This window comes from Pseudoselenomonas ruminis, from assembly GCF_008271295.1.
GTDB lineage: Bacteria > Bacillota > Negativicutes > Selenomonadales > Selenomonadaceae > Selenomonas_A > Selenomonas_A ruminis.
The window spans coordinates 493,488-507,134 of the sequence record NZ_VTOY01000001.1 but is presented as its reverse complement, the minus strand read 5'-3'; the positions used below and the strand labels follow the sequence as shown (position 1 = coordinate 507,134).

Genomic DNA, 13,647 nt, shown 5'->3' with positions numbered 1-13,647 from the left:
TGCTGTGGAACAGATTGTTTTGCGCCATATCCAGCAGATTGCGACGCCAGAGGGAAAAACGGAACGCAAGGGAAAGGAAATGAATCAGCTGCATCTGATTGCCGATGGTGCCATTTGGATTGAGCAAGACCGGATACGCATGGTAGGTACCGATAAGGAGGTCATGGCAGCTATTGGGGAAAAAGACGCTATCCAATGGATTGACGGCAGCGGGAAATGTGCCATCCCTGGTTTTGTCGATGCCCATACGCATTTCCTGTTTGCCGGGAGCCGGGCCGAAGAATTTGATGACCGGCTGGCTGGCGTGCCGTATCTTGAGCTGTTAGCTCGTGGCGGTGGCATTTGCAGTACGATGCAGGCAGTCCGCGAAACCTCGGAAGAAGAGTTGTTCCATGCAGGGAAGAAAATCCTTCAGGATATGTTACGGTATGGCATCACGACCGTGGAAGGGAAAAGCGGCTATGGCCTTAATCGTGAGGATGAGCTGAAGCAGCTGCGTGTCATGCGGCGGCTCGATAAGGATCTGCCGCTTGATATCGTAAGCACGTATCTGGGGGGACATGCTGTTCCGCCAGAATACCGGGAAGACAGTGATGGCTATGTAGACTTCATGCTTGAGGAGATGCTGCCGCTGATAAAGAAGGAAGGCTTGGCTGATTTTGTTGATGTATTCTGCGAGCAGGGCGTATTTTCGCTTGAGCAAAGCCGGCGAATCTTGACGCGCGCAAAAGCGTTGGGCTTTGCCGTAAAACTTCATGCCGATGAAATGAGTTCCATGGGCGGAGCAGGTTTAGCCCATGAATTAGGTGCGGTATCGGCCGATCATTTGCTGTCGATACGTAAGGAGGATATCCTGCGGTTGTCAACGGGAAATACGAAAGCAGTCTTATTGCCAGCTACTGCCTTTTGCATGCGCTGCTCTTATGCGCCCGCGAGAGAACTGATTGCGCATGATGTGGCTGTGGCTTTAGCCAGCGATTTCAATCCCGGGAGTTGTTTTACCTATTCAACGGCGTTGCTTTTCGCCTTGGCAGTTATCCAGATGCGATTGACATCAGCAGAAACGCTGACCGCCATGACCCTGAATGGTGCAGCCGCTCTGAACCGAGCCGCTGAGATTGGCAGCATTGAGGCCGGGAAGAAGGCAGATATTCTCTTGCTTGCGGCGCCGGACTATCGTTTCTTGGCGTATCAGACAGGAATGAATTTGGTTCAGCAAGTGATAAAGGACGGCAAGCTCGTATGGAATTTGCAGCAATAGGCGGCAAGTGTTTTGATTTTTGAAAAGGTGTTTCAGTGTAAAGCAAAAAATTGACTGGTTCAATCATAGATGATAAAATCTAAACAGAAGAATAAAAAGTAATAATCGTCAGATTGTTTTGCCCGGGGGGACTAAATTGGATCGAATCAATCAACATACGGCACCGGTTTATGAAGCCATGCTGGAGCTTAGAAAGCGCCGCATGGTTCCTTTTGATGTGCCCGGTCATAAACGCGGACGCGGCAATCCGGAGCTGCTCGATTTCTTGGGTGAGAAATGTGTAGGCGTCGATGTCAACTCGATGAAGATGCTCGACAACCTCAGTCATCCGATATCGGTCATCCGCGAAGCCGAGGAGCTTACCGCGGATGCTTTTGGTGCGCAGCATGCGTTCTTTATGGTCAATGGCACGACGTCGGCCGTGCAGGCGATGGTGCTTGCAACCGTGCGTGCTGGCGACGAAATCCTGCTGCCGCGCAACGTCCACAAGAGCGTCATCAATGCGCTCGTGCTCTGCGGCGGCATTCCGGTCTATGTGCCCGTGCGCGTCAATCATCAGATTGGCATTGCAACGGGCATGGCGCTGAGCGATGTTGAAAAGGCGATTCGCGAGCATCCGCATGCCAAGGCCATCTTTGTCAACAATCCGACGTATTATGGCATTGCCTCGGACCTTGCGGGCATCGTGCGCGTCGCCCATGCAGCTGGCATGAAGGTGCTCGTCGACGAGGCCCATGGCACGCATCTCTACTTCGGCAAGAATCTGCCGATTTCGGGCATGGCAGCTGGCGGCGACCTCGCGGCGGTATCGATGCATAAGTCGGGCGGCAGCCTGACGCAGAGTTCTATTTTGCTCTGCGGCGAGGGCGTCGATGCCGAGTATGTCCAGCAGATTATCAACCTCACGCAGACGACGAGTGCCTCGTATCTTTTGATTTCAAGTCTTGACCTGTCACGCCGCAACTTAGCGCTGCACGGCGCTGAGGCGTTCGAGAAGGTCAGCTCGATGGCCGAGTATGCGCGGGCGGAAATCAATGAGATTGGCGGCTTTTACGCCTATGGCCGCGAGCTTATCGACGGCGACAGCGTCTACGATTTTGATGTGACGAAGCTTTCGGTTTTCACCCAGGGCATTGGCATGACGGGCATTGAGGTTTACGACATGCTGCGCGATGAGTACGACATCCAGATTGAGTTTGGCGATATCGGCAACATCCTGGCCTATATCTCGATTGGCGACCGCATCCGCGACATCGAGCGGCTGGTCGGCGCGCTCGAGGACATTGCGGGCCGTTTTGCCAAGGACAAGCGCGAGCTTTACTGCGGCGAGTTTATCGCGCCTGAGCTCGTCATGAGTCCGAAGGAGGCGTTCTATGCCAAGGGCGAGCGTCTGCCGCTGAAGGATACGGTGGGGCGTATCTCGGGCGAGATGCTCATGTGCTATCCGCCGGGCATTCCTATCTTGACGCCGGGCGAGCGCATTACCGAAGAGATTCTTACCTATATCGAATACGCGCGGGAAAAAGGCTGTTCCCTGCAGGGAACGCAGGACCCGGAGTGCCGGGAACTGCGCATTTTGACGGAAACTTGACAAGTCAGATTGACTTGTCAAAAGGGGAGGAACCGAAGCAATGGAAATATGGTTTTCACAAATGGATACGGAAAACGTCAAGACTTCCGTGCGTGTGGATAAGCAGCTGTTCTCGAAGCAGAGCGAGTATCAGCGGATTGATGTCTTTGCGTCAAATGAATTTGGCCGCATGATTGTGCTCGATGGCGAAATCATCTTCTCGGAGGCTGACGAATTCATCTATAACGAAATGGTCGTGCACGTGCCGATGGCTGTTCATCCCGAGGTAAAGAGCGTTCTGATTATCGGTGGTGGCGATGGCGGTGTGGCGAAAGTACTCACGCAGTATCCCGAGATTGAGTCGATTGATGTCGTCGAGCCCGATGAGATGTTCATCGAGGTCTCGCGGGAGTTCTTCCCCGAGACGGCTAAGGGTTTTGACGATGAACGCGTCAAGATTACGAATATGGATGGCCTGCGTTTCTTGCGCCGCTGTCGCGATAAATATGATCTCATTATAAACGATTCGACTGACCCGTTCGGTCATACCGAGGGCCTGTTTACGCGCGAGTTCTATGGCAACTGCTATCGCGCGCTTCATGACGATGGCATCATGGTCTATCAGCATGGCAGCCCGTTCTACGATGAGGATGAGGCGGCGTTTCGCGCGATGCACCGCAAGGCCTATCAGAGCTTTCCGGTAAGCCGCGTCTACCAGGCGAGCATCCCGACCTGCCCCGCAGGCATCTGGATGTTTGGCTTTGCATCGAAGAAATATCATCCGCTCAGGGATTTTGATGCCAAGCGCTGGAACAAGCGCGAGCTCAAGACCTGGTATTATACCACGCATTTGCACAAGGGCGCCTTTATGCTGCCCAAGTATGTTGAAGATATTCTGTCCGAGGAGGAGACGAGAAAATGAGCAAATTGATGATTATCGGCTGTGGCGGTGTGGCAAGTGTTGCCATCCATAAAGTCTGCCAGAATGATGGTGTATTTGATGAACTCTTGATTGCCAGCCGTACGGTTTCCAAGTGCGATGCGCTGAAAGATAAACTGCAGGGCCAGACGAAGACGAAAATCACGACGGCGCAGATTGATGCCGATGATGTAGAGGCCTTGACGAAGCTCATCAAGGAATATCAGCCCGATGCTGTCTTGAATGTCGCACTTCCGTATCAGGACCTTACGATCATGGATGCGTGCCTGGCTGCTGGCGTTGACTATATCGATACGGCAAACTATGAGCCCGAGGACACCGAAGATCCGGAATGGCGCAAGATTTACGACAAGCGCTGCAAGGAGCTTGGCTTTTCGGCCTACTTTGACTATTCGTGGCAGTGGGCTTATGAGGATAAATTCAAACAGGCTGGCCTTACGGCCCTGTTAGGCACGGGTTTTGACCCGGGCGTTACGTCGGTCTTTGCGGCCTATGCCAAGAAGCATTACTTCGATACGATTGATACGATTGATATCCTCGACTGCAACGGCGGCGACCACGGCTATGCGTTTGCCACGAACTTCAACCCCGAAATCAACCTGCGCGAGGTCTCGGCCCCGGGGTCTTATATGGAAAACGGCAAATGGGTGGAGATTCCGGCCATGAGCATCAAGCGGGAATACGACTTCGAGGGCGTTGGCAAGAAGGATATGTACCTCTTGCATCATGAGGAAATCGAGGCCCTCGGCCGCAACATGCCTGAAGTCAAGCGCATCCGTTTCTTCATGACGTTTGGCCAGAGTTATCTCACGCATATGAATTGCCTCGAAAACGTCGGCATGCTCTCGACGACGCCAATTAACTACAACGGGCAGGAAATCGTGCCAATCCAGTTTCTCAAGGCTCTGCTGCCGGACCCGGCATCGCTCGGCCCGCGTACGAAGGGCAAGACGAATATCGGCTGCATCTTCACGGGCAAGAAGGATGGCAAGGAGCGCTCCATCTACATCTACAACGTCTGCGACCATCAGGAGTGCTATAAGGAAGTCGGCTCGCAGGCCATTTCGTATACGACGGGCGTACCGGCGATGATTGGCGCGATGCTTGTCGTGACCGGGCAGTGGAAGAAGCCGGGCGTCTTCACGACCGATGAGTTCGATCCGGACCCGTATATGGATGCCCTCAACAAATGGGGCCTGCCATGGAAGGTCGTGGAAAATCCGGTACTCGTCGACTGATAGGTAGAAAGCATGTCCATAACAATCAAAGAGGTGCCGACGCCGGCCTATGTGGTCGACGAGGGGGCACTGGAAAAGAACTTACAGATATTAAAAGACGTCAAGGAGCAGGCGGGCTGCAAGATTCTTCTGGCCCAGAAATGCTTTTCGATGTTTGCCGAGTATCCGCTGATTGGACGCTATCTAGACGGCGCAACGGCCAGCGGACTCTATGAGGCAAGACTTGGCCATGAGGAGATGGCCGGCGAGAACCATGTGTTTTCGCCCGCTTACCGTCCTGAAGAAATCGAAAAGATTGCGGCCATCTGCGACCATGTCATCTTCAATTCCTTTAATCAGCTGCGCCGCTTTGGCCCGCTCGTAAAGCGCATTCAGGAAATGCGCGGCGTAAAGCATGGCATCGGCCTGCGCATCAATCCCGAATGCTCGACACAGGATCATGCGATCTATGACCCGTGTGCGCCGGGCTCGCGCCTTGGCGTCACGGCCGAAGCCTTTGCCAAGGCCGTAGAAGAAACGCCCGAGCTTTTTGACCTGCTCAGCGGCCTGCACTTCCATACGCTCTGCGAGCAGGACAGCCAGGCACTAGCCGTGACTTTGGACGCAGTGCGCGAAAAGTTTGGCAGTTGGCTCGTGCGCGATAATATTTGCTGGCTCAATATGGGCGGCGGTCATCATATCACGCGTGATGATTATGACCGAGGATTGCTCATTGACCTTGTCAAGAAGGCGCGGCAGGAATATGCCGTCGAGGTCTATCTGGAACCGGGCGAAGCCGTGGCGCTCAATGCAGGCTATCTTGTGACCGAGGTGCTCGATATCGTCGAAAATCACGGGACACATATCCTGCTGCTTGACGCGTCAGCGGCCTGCCATATGCCCGATGTGCTCGAGATGCCATATCGGCCGCCGCTCAAAGATGCTGGCGAGGCCGGCGAGAAGGCCTATACCTATCGGCTGTCCTCGTGCACTTGTCTTGCGGGCGATATCATTGGCGATTACTCGTTTGACCGATCAATTGTCAGTGGCGACCGGCTCTATTTTGAGGATATGGCCATCTACTCGATGGTCAAGAACAATACGTTTAACGGCATGGCGCTGCCGGCTATCTGGCGCATGGATAAAGACGGTGCCTGCACGCTCGTGAAGAAGTTCGGCTATGAGGATTTCAAGGGAAGGCTGTCGTGATATGTTGATTAAAAATACTACGCCAGTAGATGATGGCTTTTACATGCCCGCGGAATTTGCTCCGCATCTGGGAACGTTTTTGATCTGGCCGGTGCGGCCAGGTTCCTGGACCAATGGCGGCCGTGAGGTGCAGCCGGTCTTTGTGCGTCTCATCGAAGAAATCGCGGCGGTGGAGGAACTCTATCTGCTCGTTGACGAGACACACCGCGTGCAGGCCGAGGCAATGCTTTCCCATTTGCCGCAGGAACATATCCATTATCTGGCGATTCCGACCGACGATGCCTGGGCCCGCGATATGGGGCCGACCTATGTCGTCGATGACAAGGGCAGCCGGTGCGGCGTCAATTGGCGGTTTAACGCCTGGGGCGGCGCTGTCGATGGTCTCTATCCAGACTTTGCGCGCGACGATGCGGCGGCGCCGCTGATGGCAGACGCATTAGGGGATGAATGCTACGATGCTAGTGATTTCGTGCTCGAGGGTGGTTCTATCCACGTCGATGGCGAGGGCACGGCCGTGGTGACGGAGGCCTGCCTGTTAAGCGCCGGCCGCAATCCGCAACTCAGTAAAGCGCAAATTGAGCAGAAACTCAAGGACTATCTGGGCGTCACCAAAGTCATTTGGCTGCCGCGCGGCATTTATAACGACGAAACCAATGAACATGTCGATAACGTCTTTGCGTTTATCCGGCCCGGCGAAGTGGTGCTGGCCTGGACCGATGACGAAAAAGACCCGCAGTATGCGCTTAGTCAGGAAGATTTTGCCGTTCTTGAACGGGAAACGGATGCCAAGGGACGTAAGTTTGTGGTGCATAAGCTGCCGATTCCTGCGCAGCCTGTCTGCATTACCGCCGAAGAGGCGGCTAGCTTTGCCTTTGTGGATGGCGAAGACATGCGCGAGCCCGGCGAACGGCTCGCGGCAAGTTATGTCAATTTTTATATCTGCAACGGCAAGGTCATCGTGCCGCAGTTTGGCGATGCGATGGACGCTGAGGCGTTGCGTATCTTAGGGGAGTGTTTCCCTGCGCGCAAGGTCGTGGGACTTCCCGCGCGGGCCGTTATCGTCGGCGGCGGCAATTTCCATTGCCTGACCCAGCAGATTCCAGCAGTATGATTTTTACGAGGTGATTCGATGCGAAATGTGACCGTAGCTGCCGTGCAGATGCAGATGACGGCTGATGTACAGGAAAATATCCAAAAGGCCGATGCGCTGGTGCGGCAGGCGGCCAAGCAGGGGGCAAATGTCATCCTGCTGCCCGAGCTTTTCGAGCGGCCGTATTTTTGCCAGCAGCGGCAGTATGAGTTCTATGATTTTGCGACAACGGTCGAGGAAAATCCGGCGGTGCAGCATTTTCAGCAGGTGGCGCGTGACCTTGAGGTCGTACTGCCCATCAGTTTCTATGAAAAGGATGGCACGCGGCTCTTTAACAGCATTGCGATGCTCGATGCGGACGGCAAGGTGCTCGGCGTCTATCGCAAGACGCATATTCCTGACGACCATTACTATCAGGAAAAATTCTACTTTACGCCAGGCAATACCGGTTTTAAGGTCTGGGCGACGCGCTATGGCAGGATTGGCGTCGGCATCTGCTGGGACCAGTGGTTCCCTGAGGCCGCGCGCGCGATGGCATTACAAGGCGCCGAGCTCTTGCTCTATCCGACGGCCATCGGCTCCGAGCCAATCCTAGGCGCGGACAGCATGCCGCATTGGCGACGCTGCATGCAGGGCCATGCGGGCTGCAACCTCGTGCCGGTCATTGCCGCCAACCGTGTCGGCGTCGAGACCGTGGAACCGAGCGAAGCAAACGGCGGCCAGTCGTCGTCGCTTAGCTTTTACGGTTCGTCATTTATCACCGACGACACCGGTGCCATCATCGCTGAAGCCAACCGCAGCGACGAGACGATACTCACCGTATCGTTTGACCTCGACAAATGCCAGGAAGACCGCATGAGCTGGGGCATATTCCGCGACCGCCGTCCGGAACTTTATGGCGAGCTTGTCAAATAATCTGTTTTTTCAATCTGCCAGTCTGGTTTTGCCAGCTTATGGCAGATTTTTTATTTCTAATGACTAGACGAGTTTAGACGGAAGGCGTTATAATACTTATTAGACTTTGTAAAAATCGTGGCGCAGGTCACGCTTAGATATTTTGAGGAGGTTTTTCCAAACCATGAAGAATACGAAACCAATTTACACAATCGGACATCGCAATCCGGATACGGACTCGATTTGCTCGGCTATTGGCTATGCTCACTTGAAGCAGGCGCTGGGACAGAATGTTGTTCCGGCTCGTGCTGGCAAAGTAAATGCTGAGACGAAATACGCGCTGGAATATTTCAAGGTTGAGCAGCCGCTGCTGCTGACGGATCTTTACCCGCGCGTAAAAGACATCACGATGGATTGCAAGATTGTGGTAAAACAGCATGATACGCTGCGTCATCTGGGCGAAGTCATGCGCGAGCATGAGCTCAAATCGGTTCCGGTAACGGACAGCAAGGGGCTGCTCGTTGGTATCGTCACGGTTTCGGATCTTGCGAAGCGCTACTTCCAGGAACTTTCGATGCAGAATCTTTCGGAGATGCGCGTGCGCTATCGTGATATCATCGCCGCTACGGACAGTGAAGTGCTCGTTGCCGGAGATGAAGGCGCTTTCATCGAGGGCAGTGTCCGCATTGCAGCTGGCAGCATTGAGACCATCAAGAAAGTTATCGATAAGAAAGACATCGTTCTCGTCGGTGACCGTCATGATGAGACGATGATTGATATCGTAAAACAGGGCGTTTCCTGCATGATTATCACGGGCAGCGGCCGCGTGTGTGCAGAAGTCCTGGAAATGGCTGAGAAACAGAACACCTTCGTCCTGTCGACGCCGTATGACACCTATACGATTGCCCGCCTGATTAACCAGTGCGTACCAATCCGCCGTATCATGCATGCTGACCCGGTTTGCTTCAAGCCGCTCGACATGCTCTCGGATATCAAGGGTGCAATGGAAGAGACGAATTACCGCAACTATCCGGTTATCGAAAATGGCCGTCTTGTCGGCATCATTTCCCGTGACAACATGGTTATGCCGGAGCGTGAGCAGGTCATTCTCGTCGACCATAACGAGCGCGGCCAGGCCGTTGAAGGCATTGAGGAAGCTAAGATTGTCGAGATTATCGACCATCACCGCCTCGGTGGCATCCAGACGAGCGAGCCGATTTACACGCATGCTGAGCCGGTTGGCTGCACGGCGACGATTGTTGCCAACATGCATTGGCAGAACGATGTCGAAATCCCAGCTTCGATTGCCGGCCTCTTGCTTTCGGCTATCCTTTCCGACACGGTTCTGTTCAAGTCCCCGACCTGCACGGAATACGACAAGAAGACGGCGGAGCGCCTGGCTGAAATCGCTGGCGTTGACATTAACGAGTACGGCATGGCTATGCTCAAAGCCGGTTCGGGCATTGGCGATATGACACCGGTCGAAATTGCTAAGAACGACCTCAAGGAATTCCAGATTGGTGACTACCGCATTATTGTCAGCCAGATTTCGGTTATGGACCCGAAAGAAGTTATGGACCTGGAGCCGCAGATGATCGAAGCTATGACGAATATCTGCGAAAAAGAGGGCTTCGACATGAGCCTGGTCATGGTTACGGATATCCTCGAAGAGGCAACGTATCTCTTGTACGCTGGTTCGCCGAAGACGCTTATCGGCGAGGCCTTCAAGAAGGATGCCAGTGGCACCCATGTTTATCTGCCGGGCGTCATGAGCCGCAAGAAGCAGATTATCCCGCCACTTTCCGAGGCAGTAAAACGCATCGCCAACTAAGGCAGGGTACAATACGATAGCAATTAAAGCCTTCCCCGTATGGGGAAGGCTTATTATTCCGTAGGTTTAGGATACAGGAGGACATTTTGGATATTTTTGAAGGTTTGAATCCCGCGCAGACAGAAGCAGTAAAGCATACGGACGGTCCGCTTTTGATTATGGCCGGTGCCGGTTCAGGAAAGACGAAGGTACTTACCTGCAAGATTGCCAATTTGCTGGCGCAGGGGGTACAGCCCTGGAACATTTTGGCCATCACGTTTACCAATAAAGCTGCCACCGAGATGCGTGAGCGTGTCGACCGCATGATTGGCGAGGGAGCAAAAGATGTTTGGCTCAGTACGTTCCATTCCTTTTGTGCCCGTTTCCTGCGCCGCGAGATTGAGGCGACAGACCTTTACAAGAAAAACTTTGTCATCTATGATTCCAGCGACAGTCAGGTAGTTATCAAGGACTGCCTCAAAGAGCTCAATCTCGACCCGAAGCAATATGCGCCGAGCGCTATCCAAAATGCGATTTCCAATGCGAAAAACCAGATGATGGGCCCCAAGGCCATGGAGCGCGATGCCGATAACTTCTACCAGAAAAAGGTCGCGGAAGTTTATAAACTCTATGCGCAGAAACTTCGCACCAACAACGCGCTCGACTTTGATGATCTCTTGATGGTGTCGGTTGTCCTGCTCGAGGAAAATGAGGAAATCCGCACGAAATACCAGCGCCGCTTTAAATACATTCTCGTCGATGAGTATCAGGATACCAACGGCGCCCAGTACCAGCTGACGAAAATTCTCGCCGCGCAGCATCACAATCTCTGTGTCGTCGGTGATGCCGACCAGTCGATTTATGGCTGGCGCGGTGCCGATATCCGCAACATCATGGATTTCGAGCAGGATTATCCGGAAGCGCAGACGATTAAACTCGAGCAGAACTACCGCTCTACCAAAAATATTTTGGCGGCAGCCAATGCGGTCATTGAGCATAATATCAACCGCAAGAAGAAAAACCTCTGGACCGAAAATGCGACGGGCGAGAAGATTACGAGCTACGAGGCCCGTGACGAGCGCGATGAGGCACAGTTTATCGCCACGACGATTTCCAAGCAGAAGACCATCTTCAATGCGTCGTATGGCGATATGGCCATCTTGTACCGCACGAATGCCCAGTCGCGTGTCATCGAGGAAATGTTCATGCGCTCAGGGATTCCCTATACGATGGTCGGCGGCCTCAAGTTCTACGACCGCAAGGAAATCAAGGATATTCTTGCCTATCTGCGCGTGATTTATAACCCGCTCGATACGGTGAGCCTCTTGCGCATCATCAATGTGCCAAAGCGCGGCCTCGGTGCAACTTCGCTGGCAAAACTTACGGCTTATGCCGATGAAAATGGTTTGTCGCTGTTCGATGTTATCTCCAATCCGGAGGTGCTCGATTCGATTCCGGGGATAACGGCCCGCGTCAAGAAACCACTTGAGCTTTTCTCGACGTTTATTTTCCAGTTTATGGGCTATCAGGCCAATATGCATCTTGACGACCTCATCGATAAGGTGCTCGAAGAGTCTGGCTATCTGGCGGAACTCAAGTCGGAAAATAAGCCCGAGAACGAGTCGCGTATTGAAAACTTGCGCGAGTTCATCGGCGTGGCCAAAGACTTTGAAAAGACGGAAGACAACCCGAATCTCGAGACGTTCCTGTCACAGCTCTCACTGGTTTCTGATATTGACAATGCGGACATGGAAGACGACCGCGTCACACTCATGACGCTTCATTCGGCCAAGGGACTCGAATTTCCGATTGTGTTCATGATTGGCATGGAAGAGGGGCTTTTCCCGCATTCGCGCACGCTTATGGATGAAAATGAGATTGAGGAGGAACGCCGCACCTGTTATGTCGGCATTACCCGTGCCGAGCGCAAGCTCTATCTGACCAATGCGCGTCAGCGTACGATTTATGGCAAGTCCAATGCTTTTCCGCCGTCGCGGTTCTTGCAGGAGATTCCTGACGATTATGTGGAACGGCTGGTAGCCAGGGCCAATGCCTATGGCTTTGCCAATGCCAACCATTATGGCGCCCAGCAGCAGAGCGGCTTTATGAGCTTCAAGCCCAGTGCCAACCAGATGGGAAATGGCGTTCATTTCCGTGGCAAACCGCAGTCGGCGCTCGAGGCGATGGCGTCTCTGCAGAAGAAGAACGTCAACGTACAGCCAAGCGGCGGCGTCATTCGTCCGGACACGAGCATCCAGTGGAAAGTCGGCGATAAGGCGCGCCATGGCAAATGGGGCGTCGGCACCGTGGTATCGGTCAAGGGCAGCGGCGAAGAAGTCGAGCTCAAGATTGCCTTCCCAGGGCAGGGCGTTAAAGGTCTCATGCAGAAATATGCGCCAATAACCAAAGCATAAATACAAGGATAAATCACTCTCTAAAGCCACCGGCAGCGGAGAGTGATTTTTTTTACAAAACCTGGCCGATGTATGGGCGGTGTATACATCCTGACCATATTGCGAATATTAAAAAAATACAGTATAATAGGTCTAGAGAACTAGAAGACAGCAACCAATTCAGGTGGAACTGGAATCGATAAGGATTCTGCAGAAGAGCACTAAGAAAGTGAGGGGGTTTTGTGGAAAGGTTTTATCGATGGCTGTTGTCGACCTCTTGGACCGAGCGTATGCGTGCGTACGCATTTATTGAGAAAGACCTGCGGCTGCGTGATGACTGGGTGTTCGATGATGACAAGTGGGAGGAGCTTAAATTATTGACTGGTCAAATCATTTCGATTCACTTCAAGCGCTATCCGGCAAAGGGTCTTCACGATTTTACCGAACGGCTCAAAGTCCTTTACAGCCTGCTGCTTAACAAATTGAGCAGTGACCGGAGTTCGGGGCATCGCGTCAGCATGCGGCTGCTATTGGACATCTACGACGATGACAACATTGCCGCCCGGCAGGAAATCCGCAATATGTTTGGCCGCCGCGAGTACGATGAGAGCCTGACGGTTCTCGAAAATCTCTTTGCCTGCTATGAAAAGATGATGGATGCCGTACAAAGCCGTTATGTTGTGGCCATGGGCTAAAGAAAAAAGAAGGATATTGCCTAAGTCCCGCGAATAACATATATATCAACACTAGGAGGTATATATTATGAAACGTTTTTGTGTAGCGGCAGCAGTGGCAGTATCGGTACTTTCTTTTGGTGCGGTGTCCGATGTGGCACCGGATTGGGGCATGGTTTCTACGGCCAGTGCCGCATCGGCAGAACAGTCCTTCACGGGGAAATGGTATGACAAAGATGGCCATTTCGTCGTAAACATCCAGCCGGGCGTCATTAACAGCTGCCGTATCATCCGTACCTACGGAATCACGAATACGAATCCGGGCTCGGGGCATTATGTCATTCTTGAAGCAAACGGCGAGCATGATATGTTCATTCAGTGGGAAGGCGGTTATTGGGAGAATAACACCTATGTAGAGCCACACATTTCCATTGATGGCGGCGAAAAGCTTTCGCGCAAAGCATAAAAAGCCCTTTACACAAGGCCTGGCGCGTGTTATACTATTAAAAGTTAATTTAAGTTATCTTATGTTAAAGAGTGGGTGCAAACCCACTCTTTAATCGTATGTATGGAAACAGATTTTATTGGG

11 protein-coding genes are annotated in these 13,647 nt (G+C 52.9%); all 11 read left to right on the top strand.

Annotated features, from left to right (window positions below):
* Positions 1-4: 4 nt before the first annotated feature.
* The 11 genes from hutI (at position 5) to FZ040_RS02170 (ending at position 13,524) form a co-directional block, all read left to right on the top strand.
* Positions 5-1,261 (top strand): imidazolonepropionase, encoded by a 1,257-nt coding sequence (gene hutI, locus FZ040_RS02220; RefSeq protein ID WP_149170495.1) that lies wholly within the window; start codon positions 5-7, stop codon positions 1,259-1,261.
* Between the two features lie 136 nt (positions 1,262-1,397).
* A complete protein-coding gene (locus FZ040_RS02215; protein WP_149170494.1) occupies positions 1,398-2,852 on the top strand; it encodes an aminotransferase class I/II-fold pyridoxal phosphate-dependent enzyme in 1,455 nt (484 codons plus the stop codon).
* Between the two features lie 40 nt (positions 2,853-2,892).
* Positions 2,893-3,753, top strand: a complete 861-nt coding sequence (speE, locus tag FZ040_RS02210) for a polyamine aminopropyltransferase (protein WP_149170493.1) — start codon at positions 2,893-2,895, stop codon at positions 3,751-3,753.
* On the top strand, positions 3,750-5,009 hold the full coding sequence (locus FZ040_RS02205; RefSeq protein WP_149170492.1) for a saccharopine dehydrogenase family protein: 1,260 nt from the start codon (positions 3,750-3,752) through the stop codon (positions 5,007-5,009). The genes speE and FZ040_RS02205 overlap by 4 nt, the downstream gene beginning before the upstream one ends.
* Positions 5,010-5,021: 12 nt before the next feature.
* Complete coding sequence (nspC, locus tag FZ040_RS02200) at positions 5,022-6,197, top strand: carboxynorspermidine decarboxylase (RefSeq protein WP_222930929.1); 1,176 nt, start codon at positions 5,022-5,024, stop codon at positions 6,195-6,197.
* Between the two features lies 1 nt (position 6,198).
* Entirely contained in the window at positions 6,199-7,308 is a 1,110-nt protein-coding gene (aguA, locus tag FZ040_RS02195) for an agmatine deiminase (RefSeq protein ID WP_187620206.1), read from the top strand.
* Positions 7,309-7,326: 18 nt separating this feature from the next.
* On the top strand, positions 7,327-8,202 hold the full coding sequence (gene aguB / locus FZ040_RS02190; RefSeq protein WP_149170490.1) for an N-carbamoylputrescine amidase: 876 nt from the start codon (positions 7,327-7,329) through the stop codon (positions 8,200-8,202).
* Positions 8,203-8,365: 163 nt separating this feature from the next.
* Positions 8,366-10,012, top strand: a complete 1,647-nt coding sequence (locus tag FZ040_RS02185) for a putative manganese-dependent inorganic diphosphatase (RefSeq protein ID WP_149170489.1) — start codon at positions 8,366-8,368, stop codon at positions 10,010-10,012.
* An 86-nt stretch (positions 10,013-10,098) separates the two neighbouring features.
* A complete protein-coding gene (gene pcrA, locus FZ040_RS02180) occupies positions 10,099-12,405 on the top strand; it encodes a DNA helicase PcrA (RefSeq protein WP_149170488.1) in 2,307 nt (768 codons plus the stop codon).
* Between the two features lie 221 nt (positions 12,406-12,626).
* Entirely contained in the window at positions 12,627-13,079 is a 453-nt protein-coding gene (locus FZ040_RS02175; RefSeq protein WP_149170487.1) for a hypothetical protein, read from the top strand.
* 67 nt (positions 13,080-13,146) lie between these two features.
* Entirely contained in the window at positions 13,147-13,524 is a 378-nt protein-coding gene (locus FZ040_RS02170; RefSeq protein WP_149170486.1) for a hypothetical protein, read from the top strand.
* Positions 13,525-13,647: the final 123 nt, after the last annotated feature.

What these genes read in the sequence shown, in the direction of transcription:
- speE (WP_149170493.1), top strand. Translation starts at nt 2,893, where the DNA reads ATGGAAATATGGTTTTCACAAATGGATACGGAAAACGTCAAGACTTCC.
- FZ040_RS02205 (WP_149170492.1), top strand. Translation starts at nt 3,750, where the DNA reads ATGAGCAAATTGATGATTATCGGCTGTGGCGGTGTGGCAAGTGTTGCC.
- nspC (WP_222930929.1), top strand. Translation starts at nt 5,022, where the DNA reads ATGTCCATAACAATCAAAGAGGTGCCGACGCCGGCCTATGTGGTCGAC.
- aguA (WP_187620206.1), top strand. Translation starts at nt 6,199, where the DNA reads ATGTTGATTAAAAATACTACGCCAGTAGATGATGGCTTTTACATGCCC.
- aguB (WP_149170490.1), top strand. Translation starts at nt 7,327, where the DNA reads ATGCGAAATGTGACCGTAGCTGCCGTGCAGATGCAGATGACGGCTGAT.
- FZ040_RS02185 (WP_149170489.1), top strand. Translation starts at nt 8,366, where the DNA reads ATGAAGAATACGAAACCAATTTACACAATCGGACATCGCAATCCGGAT.
- FZ040_RS02170 (WP_149170486.1), top strand. Translation starts at nt 13,147, where the DNA reads ATGAAACGTTTTTGTGTAGCGGCAGCAGTGGCAGTATCGGTACTTTCT.